We start from the raw sequence: 15,747 nt of genomic DNA, 5'->3' as shown, positions 1-15,747 counted from the left end.
GAGCCCCCGATGCCGCACCCAGCCGAGCCCCCGAACGAGCGACCCGGAGGCCCGCGGTCGCGGGACGCTGGCGCATCGCCGTGCGGGCGAGCTGCTGCATCGGCTCACCGCCGGTGCGGGTGTGGGCGGCGGCGCACTCCTGCCGGATCGCGGTCGCCTCACCCACGACCGGCGCCGGTGGGTTGGTGACGTAGGTGAAGCCGGGCAGCTCCCGGTTGCCGACCAGCGGCCGGGCGGTGTAGACGTCGAGATGCGCGAGATCGTGCTCGTCCAGCTCGGGTTTGGTGTGCCGGGACAGCTCCCGCGCGTCGGCCGGGTGGGACTCGTGCTCACCTCGCCGCCGTACGGGCGCGGGACTCACGGTCTCGTGCGGGCGACGAGTACCGGGGTACGCAAGCGGGACCACCAGTATGGGGACCGGGAGAGCGGCAATCTTGCCCATGGTGGGTGGTCCCGCTTGCTCGACGGGTTCGCCGCGATCCTGGCCGCCAGCTACCGGCTGCTGCGTCCCGGCGGGACCGTGGTGATCACCTGCCGGCCGGTACGCCGCCAGCGGGACGACCTGATCGACCTGCCCGGCGCACTGCTCGCCGTCGCCCGGTCGGTGGGGCTGGTCCCGGTACAGCGGTGTGCGGCGATGCTCGCCGCCGTGCGTGACGGGCAGATTGTGCACCGGGCCAACATGTTCGGGCTCTTGGGCAGACCCGATGCCGGGCGGTAGCCGCCGAGCAGCGTAGCCGGCCCCTTGGCCGCCCGGCCCGGAGGCAGGAGGCGGCGGCTTGAAGCCACCTTCCGCCACGCTCTATCTCCGGTGCCGCCTCGGCGACGGCCAGACAGCGGACAGTCCCGCTGGCCGGGTCCCGCCCGCCGGTGACCGGCGAGCGAGTTCGATCCAGAGCGCAGCGGGACCCGGTGGCTCGGGGCGATGAGTCCCGCGCCCGGTACCGGCTGGGCCGAGCGGGACTCGGCGGGTGCCCGCGATCAGCATGGTGTACCGCAGTCCCGCCGGGTCCCGCTCCGACTCGCAGACCTGACAGGAGCGTGGGCATCGCCGGGCTGTCAGGTTCTGTCAGGAGGCCGAACCTGACAGCCCCACGGCGCACGGTCAGGTTCTGTCAGACGGCAGGCTTCCTGACAGAAGCGCCCGCATTGGCGGGGGTCGGCTGGGGCGCCGGGGTGTCTAGAGTGGACGCCCTGATGTGAGGTTGCCCGTGGCCCTCGGTGATCATCTTGTTGTCGAGGCAAGTTGGTCACAACAGAAGAGCCACGGGCATGGTTGAGGATACGAATCGGTTGCTGGGCCTTGCTGGTCTGGCTGTCGCTGGGGTCGCGGACGGGCCGGACGGCCTGGTCGTGGACCTGGTCACCGCTGATGAGCAGGCGCGGCGGTGTCCGGAGTGTGGAACACGGGCGCGTAGGTCGAAGGGCCGACGGGTGACCCGGCCGCGTGACCTGCCCGTTGGTGGTAGACGTCCGAGGTTTCGGTGGTGCAAGCGCCGCTGGCGTTGTGATGAGCCTGGTTGCCGGCGCGGGTCGTTCACCGAAGCGGTGGCCGCCGTCCCGGCCCGCAAACGGCTGACCAGCCGGTTACGGTCAGCGGCCGGCGCCGCTGTCGCCGATGGCGGGCGCACGATCGTGCAGGCAGCCCGTGATCATGACATGTCGTGGCCGGTGGCGCTGCGGCGTTCACCGCGCACGCCGTCGCGGTGCTGCCCACCCAGCCACAACCGGTGCGGGTGCTGGGTATCGACGAGGTCCGCCGGGGCCGGCCGACGTGGTTGTTCGACGAGGCGACCGGTACCTGGCAGACCGCTGTAGACCGCTGGCACGTCGGCTTCGTGGACCTGTCCGGCGGACAGGGACTGCTCGGGCAGGTCGAGGGCCGCACCGCCCAGGTCGTGGTCGACTGGTTCCTGGCACGCCCGCAGCAATGGCGTGACGAGGTGCGCTACGTCGCGATCGACATGTGCACGATCTTCAAGTCCGCGGTCGGGAGGGTGCTGCCCCACGCCCAACTCGTCGTCGATCACTTTCATCTCGTTCAGCATCAGCCGCCGCGGTAGTACCGAACCGCGCCCGGGTGCAGCGGGATCGGGTCGGTGCTCGCCGCGCTCGCCCGGGTGAAGTTGGCCGCCTCCGCGTGCACCGGGATCAGCTCGCTCTGCTAGGTGAACAGCACCCGGGTCAGCAGGCAGACGGCGGGGAGGATCCAGCCGGTGGTCCGCCAGCACGCCTTCAGCAGCAGGAGCATCATCGTCAGCCGTCCCGGCGCCGGATCTCCCGGCCGGCTCAACACACAAGGGCCACCAACGTTCACGAACGCCCGCTGACCGTACGAAGTGATCGGGCCGGATGAGAATCCGGCCCGATCACTTCCTGTCACGAACCCTTGGCTGCGTCGGGCGGTCGCGTCACGAACGGCGGCGCGTGAACGCCTCGGCGGTGGCGGTGTTGGCCGACGTCTCGTACCCGGCCCGCTTCTCGTCGCCCAGACGGTGGTAGGTGCTCGACTTACGGTCGAGCTTGAGCAGGCCGTGCACCGAGCTGACGAGCTGGTAGGCCCCGGCGCGGCCCGGGTTCGGGTCGGGCTGGAGGAACGCCACGATCTCGTCTCCCACCGCGCTCTGTTCGGAGCCCATGAACCGGAAGTCCACGACGGCATTGGCCGGTGGGGACGCGGGGAGCATCGCCATCTGGTCGGACTTGAGGTCCGGCAGCACCTGACTCAGCGGGATCTGGCCGCCGTCGCGGTAGACGACGACGGTGGAGCCGACCGCCACGCTGTTGCTGCTGGACTTCGTGACCGTCACCATGAGCTTCGTGTAGGCGACCTGTTCCTGGTAGACCGGGGTGGCCTCCACGACCTTGCCGCTGACGACCACCCGGGCGTTGGGGCTCGCCGCGAGCTGGTCGAGAGTCGCATAGTCCTCCTTGAGCACGGCGTCGGCCGCCACCTTGAGCACGACCACCGGCGCGTCGGCCGACGCGGGAGCAGCATCCCCACCGGTTCCCGCCTGGGCGGAGGAGGCGGACGTCCCCGCCGCCGACGCCTCAGGGTCGGCTGAGCCGCCGCAGGCTGCCAGGCCGCTGGTGAGCGCGACGCCGAGCAGCAGTGCCATGGACTTCGTCCTGAAGGTCCTCGTCATCGTCGTCGTGCTCCTCAGTACAGGTAGTTGATGCCGTTGAGGTCATCGGGCTGGGCGCGGTTGATGGACAGACCGCCGATGTCTGCGCGCATCACGGCCGTTCCGCTGTACACGTGGGCCAGCCCCATGCTGTGCCCCTGCTCGTGGGCGATGACCCCCTTCTTGTTGGGGCAGTTGGCGAAGTCGCCGTCAAGGAGGACCTTCGCCCACACCCAGTTCGCCGACAACGGGTCGATCTGTGTGGACCCGCTGAACATCTGGGTGAGGCCCCACCAACTGTTGACGGTGGAGACCTTGTAGTGGTCCATCCTGCTGCTCGACTTCGTCGAAGTCCGGAGATACGAGATTGGCGTCGTGATTCCCCAGTATGACGAGGTGTAGATCCAGTTGTCCATCGCGGTGTCGATCGTACTGGAATAGCCGGATGCCGAAGAGTCGACCCAGTAATACTGATCGCTTGCCCCGTAGTTTCCCACTCCGTAGATCAGTTTGTGGCGGTTGAACGTCGCGTACGCCGAGGCGGGCTGCGCCCCGGCCGCCAGGTCTGTGACCAGGAGAATGACGCCGGCCATCAGGGCTGCGAGTGTGCGTTTGACCATGAAATCTCCCCGTACCAGGACCGCCGACGGCGGCCGCTTTCGGGAGAATTCCAAAGTGGACGACGGCTGTCAATGGGTGAGGAGGGTGGTGAGTCAGCGCCATAGCAAACACCTGTTAATCATGATCAGGATACATTGATTAGGGACTTTGTGTCGGGAGTCGGAGGTGGCGTGGCTCTCCATTGATCATTGTGGACCCGGTGCTCCGTGTCGGTGAGGGGTGCGGCCATTAACCGGTCGAGTCTGTCGGACCCGGCGGCTACCGTCGGCCGGTGACCACTGCGCGACCACTCATCCAGGCGCGAGGGCTGGTGAAGAGGTTCGGCGACTTCACCGCCGTCGACGGCATCGACGTCGAGGTACGCCCCGGCGAGGCGTTCGGCTTCCTCGGGCCGAACGGCGCCGGCAAGTCGTCCACCATGCGGATGATCGGCTGCGTCTCCCCGCCATCCGACGGCGAGTTGCGGATCCTCGACCTGGACCCGGTCCGCGACGGGCCGGCGATCCGGGCGCGGCTGGGCGTCTGCCCGCAGCTCGACAGCCTCGACTCGGAGCTCACCGTCCGGGAGAACCTCACCACCTACGCCCGCTACTTCGGCATCCCCCGCCGGGTGGCCCGCGAGCGGGCCGCCGAGCTGCTCGACTTCGTGCAGCTCGCCGAGCGGGCCGAGAGCAAGGTGGAGCCGCTCTCGGGCGGCATGAAGCGCCGGCTCACCATCGCCCGCGCGTTGGTCAACAACCCGGCGATCGTGCTGCTCGACGAGCCCACCACCGGGCTCGACCCGCAGGCCCGCCACCTGGTGTGGGAGCGGCTGTTCCGGCTCAAGCAGCAGGGCGTGACCCTGGTGCTCACCACGCACTACATGGACGAGGCCGAGCAGCTCTGCGACCGGCTGGTGGTGATGGACGGCGGCCGGATCGTCGCGGAGGGCTCGCCGCGCGCCCTGATCGAGCAGCATTCCACCCGGGAGGTGGTGGAGCTGCGCTTCGCCGCCGAGTCGCAGGAGGTGTTCGCCGACAAGCTGAGCGGGCTGGGGGAGCGGATCGAGGTGCTGCCCGACCGGATCCTGCTCTACGTGGCCGACGGCGACGCGGCGGTGGCCGAGGTGACCGCCCGCGGCCTCGTCCCGGCCAGCGTCCTGGTCCGGCGCAGCAGCCTGGAGGACGTCTTCCTCCACCTCACCGGCCGCACCCTGATCGACTGAGCCTGCTACCCGACAGGGGACGACAACTCGCGGGAGCCACCGCCGGGCGCACGGCTCGGCTGGATGCCAGGCCGTGCGGTGCGGCAACTACGACCGGGCCCCGTACGTCAGATGGCGCAGGACGATCTCGGCGGGGCCGGCCTGCCCGCGCCTGTCGAGCAGGCGGGCGGTCAGGACGGTCGCGAGCCAGATGGCCACCGCGATGATCAGTCCGGTGATCGTGGGGCTGTTGAAACGGTCGCCGAGGGCGAGCGTGAAGGGGGCCAGGAGGACCAGCCAGGCCACCGACTGGAACAGGTATCCCGACAGGGAACGCTGGCCCAGGGCCGAGAGGGCGCCGACGACCGGAGCCGATCGGTTGGCCCTCATCGCGATCAGGCCGAAGACGGCCACGTAACCCGGGCCGGCGAACATGCCGCTGGCGCCGTGGAGCATCAGCATCAGACCGGCGGTCGACTCGTCGACGTGCAGCCATCCGGCGCTGACCAGGGCGGCCGGGATGCCTCCGGCGATGGCGACGCCGAGTCCAAGGACGGCGGTCCACGTGAGCAGGGTCTTGTGGCGGGCGGGGTCTTCGAGGATGCGGCGGCGGGCGGCCCACATGCCCAGCCAGGTGATGAAGATGAAGGGCAGGACGCTCAGCGTGTGCATCGGCCATTCGCCGAGGCGGTCCAGCATGGATGCGAAGTACCCCGGCGCGGCGAGGGAATCTACGTGGCCGACCGGCAGCGGGGCCGACCCGCCCGAACCTCCGAGAATGCCATTCACCACGCTGGCGCCGAGAACCAGGATCTCGACCGCCGACAGCGCCCACAGCACGAGCACGATGCGGTGGAACTTGTCGCCGCGGCGCAGCAGCACCAGGGTCATCACGATCCCGACGATTCCGTAGGCGCCGAGGAAGTCGCCGTAGTACAGCAGGGCGGCGTGCGCGAACCCGAAGACGACGAGCCAGAGGTTGCGGCGCAACAGCACCGAGCGGATCTGCTTCGGCGTCGCCCCGCCGGCCTCCTGGCGGCGGGCGAGCTGGATGACGCCGTAGCCGAACATCACGGCGAAGACCGGATACCCGCGGGCGTGGACGAGTTCGAAGAGCAGGAAGTTGAGGCCGCGCTCGGCGCCCTGCGGCATCGGGTCGAGACCCGGCTCGCCGGCGAAGACAACTCCGGCGACGTTGGCCAACGCGATGATCAGCAGCATTGCTCCCCGGGCCAGGTCCGGTGCGAGGGCGCGTTCGGCGCGCCGGACCGGCCCTCTCGATGTCCGTGGTGCGGCGGCAATGCTCATGCTCGTCCCTCTCCCTGGACCACTTACTTTCGATGACAAAGTATCAGGCGCATACTAATGCGGTCTGGCAGGATGGTCCCTGGTTTTCGCAAGGGGCGAACGAGGGGGCCATGACCAGCGACGACGTCGTTCCGGCGCCCCTGCGCCGGCTGTGGAGGCTGCCGGATTCCTCGCGTCTCGGGCGGCCCGCAGCCCTCGACGTCGACCGCATCGTCGCCGCCGCGGTGCAGATCGCCGACCGCGACGGGCTCGGCGGCGTGACGCTACCCAAGGTCGCCGAGAGCCTCGGCTTCACCGGGATGTCGCTCTACCGACACGTCGGGTCCAAGGACGAACTGCTCACCCTCATGGCCGACCACGCTCTGGGCGCCCCACCGGACCTCGATACCGACGACTGGCGCGACGGGCTGCGCAGGTGGGCCTTCGCTCAGCGCGCAGTGATGCAGCGTCGCCCGTGGCTGACCCGCGTGCCCACCTCCGGACCACCCTCCGGGCCGTACCAGATCGCCTGGATGGAGGTCGCACTGGCGATCATGTCCCGCACCCGCCTCGACTGGGCCCACAAGGTCGGTGCCCTGTTGCTGATCAGTGGATACGTGATCCAGTCGGTGCGGCAGTACCACGAACTCGCCGAAGGCAGAGCCGAAGGCCAGGGACAGGCCGACGCCGAGCGCGACTACGGTCGCGCGATGGCCCGGCTCGTCGACCCCGTACGCTTCCCGGAGACAGCCCGCCTGTTCTCCTCGATGTTGTTCGAGGCACCACCGTCGGACACCCCCAACACGGCGATCGCCGACGCCGACTTCTCGCTCGGGCTCGAACTGATACTCGACGGCGTCGCGGTCCGGATCGCGCAATCCGACACCTGAGTATCGCCGATACCGGAGGCCCCCCGCGCCGACCCGCTTGGGTCCAGCGGGCCACGATCGGTGGCGGCGCAGCTGCTGCTCTCTCGGCGTGTCGGCCAGCTGAGCTGCCAACCATCACGATTGATCGCGCACCCGGGCCCAGGTGAGGAAACGGTCGGTCAGCCGCTCCGGCGGGCACTGGCCGGTCAGGTCGATCGCGGCCTCGTGCATGAGGGTGGCGAGGTAGATCAGCAGGGCCGTCCGGTTCTCGCGATACTCGCCGAGCAGCGCCAGCCGGGCCGGGGAGCACGGCCACGCGGCACCGCACACCCGGCAGCGCCACGACGGGCGCGCCGCGACGTGCGGACGGTAGCGGGGCATCAGCGTGTGCCCTCCTCTGAGCCACGCGGCGACGGCAGCCAGCGGCCCCCGTTCGCCCGCCACTCCTGCGCCCGGGTCAGCCGCCCCGGACGTCCCGGGCCGTTGACGGGGAAGACCTCCGTCGGGGCGGTCGCCCACGCCGGGCGTTCGTTGGGCGTACGCCGGGGGAGCGTGGTGGGCGGCGTCGGGCGCCCGCAGCGCCAGAACCTGAGTCGCATCATCGAGCCTCCGTGAAGGTTGGAGGGAGGCGCCCCGGACCTCGTTGTCGTGGGACGCCTCCGGCCTGGTTCCGCCCGCCGTCCGATCCCGTGAGCGGTTCCGCTGCATGACAGTCTGGTGAGGACGCGACTACGGTGGGAGGTCCCGCGCACCGACGACCAGCGCGTCTGCCGGGCGACCCAAGGCGGTACGAAGATGTACGGAGGCTGTCCGTGGAAGGATCGTCCATGCTGGACCACTTCGCGGAGGAGTTGCGGCTGGCCCGGGCCACCAGCGGCATGTCCCAGACGGCGTTGGCCGAGGCGTTGAGCTATTCGGGTGCTCTGGTCGCCAAGGTGGAGACCTGCGAACGCCGGCCGAGCCTGGACTTCGCGCGGCGCTGCGACACCGTGTTCGGGGCGGACGGGCGATTCGAGCGCATCCAACGGCGAATCAGCCGCGAGACCGTGGTGCCGTGGTTCCGCGACTGGGCCGGCATCGAGCTGGAGGCGACAGCGCTGCGCTGGCACGAGCCGGTGTATGTGCCGGGCTTGTTGCAGACCGAGGGGTACGCTCGCGCCATCCTGGTCGGTGCCGGGTTGTTCGCGCCCGACGAGATCGACCAGCAGGTGGCGGCCCGGATCGACCGCCAAGCCGTGCTCACCCGGGATCGGCCGCCGCTGCTCAGCGTGGTCATCGACGAGTACGTGCTGCGCCGCCGGATCGGTAGCCCTGAGGTGATGCGCGAGCAGTTGCGGCACCTGGTGAAGCTCGGCTCGGCCCTGCCGCGGGTCCGAATCCAGGTCGTGCCGCTTCTGGCTGGCGCCTACCCTGGCCTCGACGGCCCCTTCGTGATCGCCACCTCGCCAGCCGGGGAGGATGTTGTCTACCTGGAGGGGCAGCGCCATGGGCAGGTGATCGACCGCACGGAGTATGTGCAGCAGATGGTCGAGGTTTGGGAGTCGATCCGTGGCGAGGCACTATCGCAACAGCAGTCCCTTGAGTTGATAGCGGAAGTGGCGGAGACATGAACATGACCGGCGCCCATTGGCGCAAGAGCACCCGCAGCAACGGCAGCGGCGGCGCCTGCGTGGAGGTGGCCGACAACCTCCCCGGCGTGGTCGCCGTACGTGATTCCAAGGACCCGACCGGTCCGGTGCTGGCCTTCGGCCCCGAGGCCTGGCGCGCGTTCGTCGCGCACGCTCCCGAGCGCCCGTAGCGGCTTCCGGCGCGACAGGCATCTACTGCCGGTCACAGTTGGACGCGGGGCTGTCACCGCCCTGACCATCCCCGTGGAGCCCGGAATGAGACCGTTGGTAGACCCGTCCATGATTCTTGCCGAGCGATATTGGTCGGAAAGAGCTGCCCTGGAACAGATGAAGGCAGCACCCCGTCGACGCTTCGCACGCGTGCGCTACTGGCTTGGCCGAGTGCGGTTGGAGATTGTTTTCAACCGCCTCGCGAACGTGTCAATCTGGCTCGCCGCAGGCCGGTAGCGGTGGGCCCGCCGTAGAGGGCGGAGGAGCAGTGGGGGCCCGGGACCAGCGCGCGCGACGCGCGGAGGGCGAGGAGGAGATTCCGCCGCAGTTCCTCGACTTCGCGGGTCGGCACGGACTCGCCGGCTTCTACACGCCGTGGGCGATACTCCTCGTCCTGGGCTGCTACCCGATCCTGGTCGCGGTGATGTCGATCGGGTCCCTCGAGGACCGCGACCTGATGTGGGCCGGCGGCGCGCTCGGGCTGCTGATGTGGGCCGGATCGCTGGTGGCCTTCCGCCGCAAACGGCGCGCGGACGATGCGAGGATGGCCGCCTACCGCCGGTGGCGGGAAACGCAGGAGGCGCCGCCATCGGGGTGGGACCCGATTTTGCGGTTCGACGGCCGGGTCGCCGAGGTGAGCAGTGACCGCGGTGCGATCGGCTACCTGTACGTCAGGGTCGGCGATCCCGCTGGCAGCGATGGCCGGCGCGCGTTGTCGGTGGAGCTGAGCGCGGCGCTGGTCGACGCCGGGGAGTCAGAGGGGTGGCGGCTCGATGACCGCGCCTACCCGGACGCGGACGAGGTCCGCGAGGAACTGCGGACCGGCATCGTCAGCTGGTCCGGGGAGCACCTGCACGTCGACCGCTGGCTCGGCCGGGCAGACGCGGAGACGGTGATCGACGCGCACTTCGGCTGATCGGGACGGCCAAGCTGGCTGGCAGCTGAGGTGGATGGCATGCGGGGTACGTCGGCTCGGCGCACCCCCGCATGGCGCTACCGACCGCCGAACAGGGGATCGGCTGCGGGTGCCCTCAGGCCCGCATTCGCCACGGTGGCCTCAAGCCGCGAGAGCCGCTCCTTCATCTGCTCAAGCTCATTGGACACCGCCCCCGGTCCACCGCTCGGTGTATCGGTCCCGGATTCGGAGCTCCCATGTCCTAGCTGCGCGCGCAGGGACCTCACCTCCTCCGTCAACGCGGTGATGGTCTGCTCGACGGCATCCAGGAATTTGTCGACCTCCCACTCGTCGTACCCTCGCTTGCCGAGCGGAGGCTTCCTGAACGCGACGTTCCGGACGTCGGCCGGCGTCAGGTTGGCCATGTGATCCTCCCGGTGACGATGGAGCTTGATCGTATGCAAGCCGCGCCACACCTGCACCCTGCCCCACTGTCGACCAAGGGGTAGAAGTCGTTCACGACAGTGGCCCGGGCCGGTCCGGCATCCCGGGGTTGCCGGACCGGCCGCGCGGTCAGTCGTGGTGGTGATGATGGTCGCCGGCCGGCTCGTCCGGCTCGGGCGTGCCGCACCGGTCCGGCGCGAGTTCCCGGACCAGGGACCGGCCCACCCAGTCGGTGTCTCCGGTGCGGTTGATCCGCACCTTGGCGTGGTCCTCCCGCAGGTCGAGCACGATCGCCTGCTCGCCCGCCGGCAGCGTTCCGTCGCCGAACGGCACCGCGCAGGTCGGCGGCGGCCCCACCAGGTGCACCCCGCCGCGCAGGAAGAAGTCGTCCACCCAGCCCTCGGCGGATGGGCCCTCGGCGGCGCGTACCCGCAGCCAGGTGCCGCGGACCTCGACCACCCGGGCCAGGGTGCCGTCGGGCACGTCCCCTGTCGCCGCCGCCTCGGCCGCCGGGCGGTCCCGCAGCGGGACCCGCTCGGTGGCGAGCAGGCCGTGGTCGTCCCGGCCGCTGACCAGCACCAGCCGCCCGTCCCCGGTGCTTGCCGGGGCTGGCGTGGCGGACCGGGCGGAGACCGACGGACCGCCCGCGGCCGCGAGCGTGATACCCGCGGCCGCCAACAGCAACGCGCCGACGAGTACGGCTTTCCGTCGCGGCGTCACGGGCAGGTGGTCGGGTTGGCGGCGCCCTTGGTGACGTTGGTGGAGATGGTGCCGCACCATTCCCCGCCGTCGCCCATGCGGTGGAAGACCTTGTCGTACTGGGTGGAACCCAGCGTCCAGCTGTAGCTGTCGTAGACCGTCTCCACCCCGCTGACGATCTTCAGGTACCGCACGGACTCCGGCCCGGTGTTGTTGAGGAACCCGCTCGCGAACTCCATCACCCACCGGCCGCCGGCCGGGATCTTGGTGCCGGCCGGGATCTGCTTGGGCGCCCCGCCTCCGTTGGGGATGTCGTCGATGTACAGGCCGCCGATGTCGACCGTCGAGGTGGTGGGGTTGTAGAGCTCGACCCACTCGGTGCCGGTGCCCGAGGGCGCCATCAGCACCTCGTTGACCTTCACCTTGGTCGGGCCGCCGCCCGTGCCTCCGCCTCCGCCGTTCCGGGTGGTGTACGTGCGGCTGCCCAGGTCGTAGTCCACGGTGAACCCGGTGCCGCCGCCGGTGGTGGCCAGGTGCACGGTGCCGTTCTTGTTCAGCGTGCCCGCGTAGTTGATCGCCGCGCCCGTGGTGTCCTTGGTGTCGCACGGGTTGTTGGCCAGGTAGATGTCCGCGCCGACCGAGCGGAACGCGTCCAGGGTCCGGTTGCCCGGGTGGCCGTACGAGTTGACGCCGCAGGAGATGAAGCCGACCTGGGGCGTGGTCGCCTTCAGGTACGTGTCGGACGACGAGTGTGCCGACCCGTGGTGGTTGGCGCGCAGCGCGTTGACCGACCCCATCTTCGTGGCCAGCAGCGCCTCGATGTTGTTGTACGTGTAGCCGTTCGCGCTGGTGGCGTACTCGCCGTCGCTGTCACCGGCGGTGGCGTACACGAACGGGCCGAACGCGGTCCGGACGCCGATCGAGTAGTCGTTCTCGCTGGGCGGGACGGCGGCGGCGGTGTGGTCGCCGCTGACCGGGGTCACCCCGTCGGCCTGCTTGATGTCCTTGCCGTTCGCCTCGACCGCAGCGGACGTGACCCCGGTGCCCAGGTCGAACGAGGGCCACGCGGCGGTGTTGGTGATCCGCTGGACCTTGCCGGCGATGTTGGCCCGGTCGGCCTGCGCGGCCGGCCCGTACAGCCAGCACATCCAGCGGACGGCGGTGGTCGAGGTGGTGCCCGCGTTGTGGTACGCGATCTCGTTGCTCGGCGCGGCGGAGGTGCCGGGGTTGCAGGTGCCGTCGGCGTTGGTGTCGGTCCAGACGCCGCCGTCATGGTCGTAGAGGGCGCCCACGGTGAAGCCGAGGCCGCCGCTCGTGGTTGGGGTGAGCAGTTGGTAGAGGCCGTTGCCGTACTTCGTGGTGTCGTTCGGGTTGCCCGCGTAGCCAATGTGGTCCAGGTGATGGTGGGAGGCCATCACGTAGTCCAGGTGCACCGGGCCGGAGGCGATGCCGCAGATGGCGCGGATCTGTGGGGCCACCTTCCCGGCGTTGCTGTTGGTGGTGGAGTTGTACGCGGTCTCGCCCAAATCGATCAGCATGGTGCGGCCGGTCGGCCCGACGATGAGCTGAGAGTCGCCCTGCTCCACATCGAACCAGTAGATGTTGAACTCGCCCTGCCGCCAGGTGCCGGCGGTGGAGCAGTGCGGGGCGTCCGCCGCGGCGGCGGACGCGGCGGGCGGGTTGACGAGCGCGACGGTGGCCGCGACAAGGAGCCCCGCTGTCAGCAGCGGGAGGGAACGGGGATGACGCATTTTCCTGGCCTCCGGGGCACCCGATCTTCACGACGCGGTGGTTCGCGTCGAGGCCGGACATTCGCAATGATAGATGTCGGTAACGCGAAGACCAGCTTTCGGACTGGTAACGGTGGGTTGGCGATCAGGGTGCAGGTGGTGGCGGGAGCCGGCCGAAACTGCCGCGACAGCATCGATGGCCCGTCGTAGGGTGGCCGCGGTCTGTCGTACCCGGGCGGTAGGAAGGCCAGGGCGGCGGAGAGCGGGGGTGGTCGCGGTGAGCGTGGCGGAGCGGGCCGGGCCGGGGATGGCACGCATCCCGGCGCTGACGGTCTTCGCGCACCACCTGGTCGGCTACCGGCGCACCTGGCGGGCGGGGATCTTCTCCTCCTTCCTGCTGCCGGTGCTCACCGTGCTCGGCTTCGGCGTCGGCGTCGGGGCGTACGTGCACCGGGGCGTGGGCGGGGTGTCCTACCTGGAGTGGCTGGTGCCCGGCCTGATCGCCTCCACCGCCCTGCAGGTTGCCATGGCGGAGTCGACCTGGCCGGTGCACAGCAACCTCCGCTGGATCCGGACCTACCACGCGCAGGTCGCGGCGCCGCTGCGGATCGGGGACATCCTTGCCGGGCACCTCGCCTTCGTGTTGTTCCGGGTGTTGACCAGCGCCGCCGCGTTCGTGCTGGTGACGGCGCTGTTCGGGGCGTTGCGCTCGCCCTGGGCGGTGGCCGTCCTGCCGGTGGTGGTGCTGCTCGGGCTCGCGGTCGCCGCGCCGACCTTCGCGTTCAGTGCGGCGGTGCCGAGCGACAGCTACCTTGCCCTGCTGTTCCGGTTCGCGGTGATTCCGATGACCCTGTTCGCCGGGGTGTTCTTCCCGGTCGAGTCGCTGCCGGAGGCGCTGCGCTGGCTGGCGTACGCGACCCCGGTCTGGCACGGCGTGGACCTGTGCCGGGCCGCCACCCTCGGCACCGCCCCGCAGTGGCCGGTCGCCGGACATCTGCTCTACCTCGCCGCCTGGTCCGCCGCCGGCTGGCTGCTGGCCCGGCACGTGTTCCGCCGCTCGCTGGTCGTCTAGGGGAGGGTGTCGTGGTCGGTCTAGTCCTGCCCCGGCTGGTCAGCTTCGAGGGAGCGCCCCGCCGGTCCGCGTCGGTCGCCGAGCGCAACCTCACCGCGTTGCGGAGCGCGTACTGGCTGGTGCTGCTCTCCGGCTTCCTGGAGCCGGTGCTCTACCTGTTCTCGATCGGCGTCGGGGTGGGCGCGCTGGTCGGCGACCTCACCCTGCCCGGCGGGCAGGTGGTCTCGTACGCGGCGTTCGTCGCCCCGGCCATGCTGGCCTCCTCGGCGATGAACGGCGCGCTGTCCGAGACCACCTTCAACTTCTTCGGGAAGATGAAGTTCATGAAGCTGTACGACGGGGTCATCGCGACCCCGGTGCAGCCGTTCGAGATCGCCCTGGGCGAGCTGGGCTGGGCGATGATCCGGGGCAGCCTCTACTCGGCCGCGTTCCTGGTGATCATGGTGGCGATGGACCTGACCACCGCGGCCCGGGCGGTCGCCGCCTTCCCGGCCGCGATGCTGGTCGGCGTCGCGTTCGGCGCGCTCGGCATGGTCGTCGCTACCCTGATCCGCGGCTGGCAGGATTTCGACCTGATGGGGTCGGCCCAGTTCACCCTCTTCCTCTTCTCCGGCACCTTCGTGCCGGCCGAGGCGTATCCGGCCGTGCTGCACTGGGTGGTCGAGTTGACCCCGCTCTACCGGTCGGTGCACCTGATCCGGGCGATCTGTGTCGAGGGTTCCGGCTGGTCCTGGCTGCTGGACGTGGCGTACCTGGTGGTGCTGGCCGCCGTCATGCTCACGCTGGCGTCCCGCCGGATGGGCAGGTTGCTCTACAAGTAGGTGGTTAACGCCCTCCCGTCTGGGCATGTCGGGGGACGACGCCGACGAGGGAGGGGGCGATGACCGCCGACGAGTCTTCCGCCCGGAGCGGGCCCGGCCGCGATGATTCCGGCACCGTCTCCGGCGGGACGAAGCGCTCGGGGCCGGCCGGCCCGGACGAGGGCCCGAGGAGCCCGCGGCAGTTGTCGGGCGCCGCCGGGTGGGCGCCGACGCTGAAGCGTGCGGTCCGGGAGTTCCAGGCGGACAACCTGATCGACCGGGCCGCCGCGCTCACCTACTACGGGGTGCTCTCGATTTTCCCGGGCATGTTGGCGCTCATCTCGGTGGTCGGTCTGCTCGGCAAGGAAGCCGTCAAGGGCGTCCGGGACACCCTCGACCAGGCGCTGCCGCAGCCGACCATCCGGCACATCATCGACCTCGCGGTCGACCAGGCGAGCAGCTCGGAGGGCCTGGCCAGCATCGTCGCGGTCGTCGGTGTGCTGGGTGCCTACTGGTCGGCCTCCAGCTACATCGCCGCCTTCATGCGCGCCGCCAACACGATCTACGACGTGCCGGAAGGCCGGCCGATCTGGAAGACCCTGTCGATCCGGCTCGGAGTGACCGCCCTGGTCGGCGTGATGCTGCTGGCTGCCTCGGTCATCGTGGTGTTCAGCGGCCGGCTGGCCACCCAGGTCGGCAGCGCGATCGGTCTCGGCTCGGCGGCCGTGACGGTGTGGAACATCGCCAAATGGCCGGTGCTGCTGATCCTGGTGAGCCTGATGTTCGCGATCCTCTACTGGGCCTCGCCGAACGCCCGCCAGGGCGGCTTCCGCTGGGTCAGTCCCGGCGGCGTGCTGGCCGTGGTGATCTGGCTGGTCATCTCCGTGCTGTTCGCCCTCTACCTCGCGAATTTCGGCGCGTACAACAAGACGTACGGCGCGGTGGCCGGCGTGATCATCTTCCTGGTCTGGCTCTGGTTGACCAACATCGCCATCCTGCTCGGCGCGGAGTTCGACGCCGAGCTGGAGCGCAGCCGCGCCATCGCGGCGGGGCATCCCGCCGACGAGGAGCCGTACGTCCAACTGCGCGACGACCGCAAGCTCAGGAAGAAGGGCAGGCCCGGCCACTGACCGGCTGGTGGGGCAGCCCTGCCGGGCGGCGCCGGAAGTGGATCATCTTTTCGT

General features: G+C 70.0%; 19 protein-coding genes and 2 pseudogenes. 11 read left to right on the top strand and 10 right to left on the bottom strand.

Features of this window, described 5'->3' with window-relative positions:
• Window positions 1–130 precede the first annotated feature (130 nt).
• A pseudogene (locus tag ACNAW0_RS04015) lies at window positions 131–316 on the bottom strand (hypothetical protein); the annotation flags it as partial.
• A 51-nt stretch (window positions 317–367) separates the two neighbouring features.
• Between ACNAW0_RS04015 and ACNAW0_RS04010 the strand changes: the two are divergent.
• The 3 genes and pseudogenes from ACNAW0_RS04010 to ACNAW0_RS04000 all read left to right on the top strand — a co-directional run bounded on the left by ACNAW0_RS04010 (window position 368) and on the right by ACNAW0_RS04000 (window position 2,063).
• A complete protein-coding gene (locus ACNAW0_RS04010; protein WP_416286321.1) occupies window positions 368–721 on the top strand; it encodes a hypothetical protein in 354 nt (117 codons plus the stop codon).
• 551 nt (window positions 722–1,272) lie between these two features.
• Window positions 1,273–1,503 (top strand): annotated as a pseudogene (locus ACNAW0_RS04005) (transposase family protein); the annotation flags it as partial.
• Window positions 1,504–1,664: 161 nt separating this feature from the next.
• Window positions 1,665–2,063 carry a transposase gene (locus tag ACNAW0_RS04000; protein ID WP_416286320.1) on the top strand — a complete coding sequence of 133 codons (399 nt, stop codon included), beginning with the start codon at window positions 1,665–1,667 and terminating at the stop codon, window positions 2,061–2,063.
• Here ACNAW0_RS04000 and ACNAW0_RS03995 read toward each other — a convergent pair.
• The 3 genes from ACNAW0_RS03995 to ACNAW0_RS03985 form a co-directional block, all read right to left on the bottom strand.
• Window positions 2,048–2,146, bottom strand: a complete 99-nt coding sequence (locus ACNAW0_RS03995) for a hypothetical protein (RefSeq protein WP_416286319.1) — start codon at window positions 2,144–2,146, stop codon at window positions 2,048–2,050. The genes ACNAW0_RS04000 and ACNAW0_RS03995 overlap by 16 nt on opposite strands.
• Window positions 2,147–2,411: 265 nt before the next feature.
• The gene (locus tag ACNAW0_RS03990) at window positions 2,412–3,146 is read right to left on the bottom strand and encodes a hypothetical protein (RefSeq protein WP_416286318.1); all 735 of its coding nucleotides are present in this window, start codon (window positions 3,144–3,146) and stop codon (window positions 2,412–2,414) included.
• 14 nt (window positions 3,147–3,160) lie between these two features.
• Window positions 3,161–3,745: a matrixin family metalloprotease gene (locus ACNAW0_RS03985; protein ID WP_416286317.1), complete on the bottom strand. Its 585-nt coding sequence runs from the start codon at window positions 3,743–3,745 to the stop codon at window positions 3,161–3,163.
• Between the two features lie 272 nt (window positions 3,746–4,017).
• Between ACNAW0_RS03985 and ACNAW0_RS03980 the strand changes: the two genes are divergently transcribed.
• Window positions 4,018–4,950: an ABC transporter ATP-binding protein gene (locus ACNAW0_RS03980; RefSeq protein ID WP_416286316.1), complete on the top strand. Its 933-nt coding sequence runs from the start codon at window positions 4,018–4,020 to the stop codon at window positions 4,948–4,950.
• 87 nt (window positions 4,951–5,037) lie between these two features.
• Here ACNAW0_RS03980 and ACNAW0_RS03975 read toward each other — a convergent pair whose 3' ends face one another.
• Window positions 5,038–6,237 carry a DUF418 domain-containing protein gene (locus ACNAW0_RS03975; protein WP_416286315.1) on the bottom strand — a complete coding sequence of 400 codons (1,200 nt, stop codon included), beginning with the start codon at window positions 6,235–6,237 and terminating at the stop codon, window positions 5,038–5,040.
• Between the two features lie 110 nt (window positions 6,238–6,347).
• On the opposite strand from ACNAW0_RS03975, the gene ACNAW0_RS03970 reads away from it, so the two are divergent.
• Window positions 6,348–7,106 (top strand): TetR/AcrR family transcriptional regulator, encoded by a 759-nt coding sequence (locus ACNAW0_RS03970; RefSeq protein ID WP_416286314.1) that lies wholly within the window; start codon window positions 6,348–6,350, stop codon window positions 7,104–7,106.
• 114 nt (window positions 7,107–7,220) lie between these two features.
• On the opposite strand, the gene ACNAW0_RS03965 is transcribed toward ACNAW0_RS03970, so the two are convergent.
• Both ACNAW0_RS03965 and ACNAW0_RS03960 read right to left on the bottom strand, forming a co-directional pair.
• The gene (locus tag ACNAW0_RS03965; RefSeq protein WP_416286312.1) at window positions 7,221–7,466 is read right to left on the bottom strand and encodes a flavin reductase; all 246 of its coding nucleotides are present in this window, start codon (window positions 7,464–7,466) and stop codon (window positions 7,221–7,223) included.
• On the bottom strand, window positions 7,466–7,687 hold the full coding sequence (locus ACNAW0_RS03960; protein ID WP_416286311.1) for a hypothetical protein: 222 nt from the start codon (window positions 7,685–7,687) through the stop codon (window positions 7,466–7,468). The genes ACNAW0_RS03965 and ACNAW0_RS03960 overlap by 1 nt, the downstream gene beginning before the upstream one ends.
• Before the next feature lie 225 nt (window positions 7,688–7,912).
• Here ACNAW0_RS03960 and ACNAW0_RS03955 point away from each other — a divergent pair, with 225 nt between their 5' ends.
• The 3 genes from ACNAW0_RS03955 to ACNAW0_RS03945 all read left to right on the top strand — a co-directional run bounded on the left by ACNAW0_RS03955 (window position 7,913) and on the right by ACNAW0_RS03945 (window position 9,839).
• Window positions 7,913–8,695 carry a helix-turn-helix domain-containing protein gene (locus ACNAW0_RS03955; RefSeq protein WP_416286310.1) on the top strand — a complete coding sequence of 261 codons (783 nt, stop codon included), beginning with the start codon at window positions 7,913–7,915 and terminating at the stop codon, window positions 8,693–8,695.
• Window positions 8,692–8,883, top strand: coding sequence for a DUF397 domain-containing protein (locus ACNAW0_RS03950; protein WP_416286309.1), 192 nt, complete (start codon window positions 8,692–8,694; stop codon window positions 8,881–8,883). Before ACNAW0_RS03955 ends, ACNAW0_RS03950 begins: the two co-directional genes overlap by 4 nt.
• Before the next feature lie 308 nt (window positions 8,884–9,191).
• Window positions 9,192–9,839: a hypothetical protein gene (locus tag ACNAW0_RS03945; protein WP_416286308.1), complete on the top strand. Its 648-nt coding sequence runs from the start codon at window positions 9,192–9,194 to the stop codon at window positions 9,837–9,839.
• 77 nt (window positions 9,840–9,916) lie between these two features.
• Here the strand turns inward: ACNAW0_RS03945 and ACNAW0_RS03940 are convergent, their stop codons facing one another.
• From ACNAW0_RS03940 to ACNAW0_RS03930, 3 genes are all read right to left on the bottom strand, one after another.
• Window positions 9,917–10,243, bottom strand: a complete 327-nt coding sequence (locus tag ACNAW0_RS03940; protein ID WP_416286307.1) for a DivIVA domain-containing protein — start codon at window positions 10,241–10,243, stop codon at window positions 9,917–9,919.
• A 148-nt stretch (window positions 10,244–10,391) separates the two neighbouring features.
• Complete coding sequence (locus ACNAW0_RS03935) at window positions 10,392–10,982, bottom strand: SH3 domain-containing protein (protein WP_416286306.1); 591 nt, start codon at window positions 10,980–10,982, stop codon at window positions 10,392–10,394.
• A complete protein-coding gene (locus tag ACNAW0_RS03930) occupies window positions 10,979–12,712 on the bottom strand; it encodes a lamin tail domain-containing protein (RefSeq protein ID WP_416286305.1) in 1,734 nt (577 codons plus the stop codon). The genes ACNAW0_RS03935 and ACNAW0_RS03930 overlap by 4 nt, the downstream gene beginning before the upstream one ends.
• Window positions 12,713–12,998: 286 nt before the next feature.
• Between ACNAW0_RS03930 and ACNAW0_RS03925 the strand changes: the two genes are divergently transcribed.
• Genes ACNAW0_RS03925 through ACNAW0_RS03915 form a run of 3 tightly spaced genes read left to right on the top strand, consistent with a single transcriptional unit; the run spans window position 12,999 to window position 15,693 of the window.
• The gene (locus tag ACNAW0_RS03925; RefSeq protein ID WP_416286340.1) at window positions 12,999–13,763 is read left to right on the top strand and encodes an ABC transporter permease; all 765 of its coding nucleotides are present in this window, start codon (window positions 12,999–13,001) and stop codon (window positions 13,761–13,763) included.
• Between the two features lie 11 nt (window positions 13,764–13,774).
• Window positions 13,775–14,584 carry an ABC transporter permease gene (locus ACNAW0_RS03920; RefSeq protein WP_416286304.1) on the top strand — a complete coding sequence of 270 codons (810 nt, stop codon included), beginning with the start codon at window positions 13,775–13,777 and terminating at the stop codon, window positions 14,582–14,584.
• A 59-nt stretch (window positions 14,585–14,643) separates the two neighbouring features.
• Window positions 14,644–15,693 (top strand): YihY/virulence factor BrkB family protein, encoded by a 1,050-nt coding sequence (locus ACNAW0_RS03915; protein WP_416286303.1) that lies wholly within the window; start codon window positions 14,644–14,646, stop codon window positions 15,691–15,693.
• The last annotated feature ends 54 nt before the right edge of the window (window positions 15,694–15,747 follow it).

It is taken from the genome of Micromonospora sp. SL1-18 (assembly GCF_047921505.1).
Lineage (GTDB): Bacteria > Actinomycetota > Actinomycetes > Mycobacteriales > Micromonosporaceae > Micromonospora.
This window is presented reverse-complemented; position numbering and strand designations above follow the sequence as displayed.

Excerpts from the sequence above, each read along its gene's own strand:
- ACNAW0_RS03990 (WP_416286318.1), bottom strand. The coding sequence starts at position 3,146 with ATGACGAGGACCTTCAGGACGAAGTCCATGGCACTGCTGCTCGGCGTC.
- ACNAW0_RS03985 (WP_416286317.1), bottom strand. The coding sequence starts at position 3,745 with ATGGTCAAACGCACACTCGCAGCCCTGATGGCCGGCGTCATTCTCCTG.
- ACNAW0_RS03975 (WP_416286315.1), bottom strand. The coding sequence starts at position 6,237 with ATGAGCATTGCCGCCGCACCACGGACATCGAGAGGGCCGGTCCGGCGC.
- ACNAW0_RS03970 (WP_416286314.1), top strand. The coding sequence starts at position 6,348 with ATGACCAGCGACGACGTCGTTCCGGCGCCCCTGCGCCGGCTGTGGAGG.
- ACNAW0_RS03965 (WP_416286312.1), bottom strand. The coding sequence starts at position 7,466 with ATGCCCCGCTACCGTCCGCACGTCGCGGCGCGCCCGTCGTGGCGCTGC.
- ACNAW0_RS03960 (WP_416286311.1), bottom strand. The coding sequence starts at position 7,687 with ATGATGCGACTCAGGTTCTGGCGCTGCGGGCGCCCGACGCCGCCCACC.
- ACNAW0_RS03955 (WP_416286310.1), top strand. The coding sequence starts at position 7,913 with ATGCTGGACCACTTCGCGGAGGAGTTGCGGCTGGCCCGGGCCACCAGC.
- ACNAW0_RS03950 (WP_416286309.1), top strand. The coding sequence starts at position 8,692 with ATGAACATGACCGGCGCCCATTGGCGCAAGAGCACCCGCAGCAACGGC.
- ACNAW0_RS03940 (WP_416286307.1), bottom strand. The coding sequence starts at position 10,243 with ATGGCCAACCTGACGCCGGCCGACGTCCGGAACGTCGCGTTCAGGAAG.
- ACNAW0_RS03930 (WP_416286305.1), bottom strand. The coding sequence starts at position 12,712 with ATGCGTCATCCCCGTTCCCTCCCGCTGCTGACAGCGGGGCTCCTTGTC.
- ACNAW0_RS03925 (WP_416286340.1), top strand. The coding sequence starts at position 12,999 with ATGGCACGCATCCCGGCGCTGACGGTCTTCGCGCACCACCTGGTCGGC.
- ACNAW0_RS03915 (WP_416286303.1), top strand. The coding sequence starts at position 14,644 with ATGACCGCCGACGAGTCTTCCGCCCGGAGCGGGCCCGGCCGCGATGAT.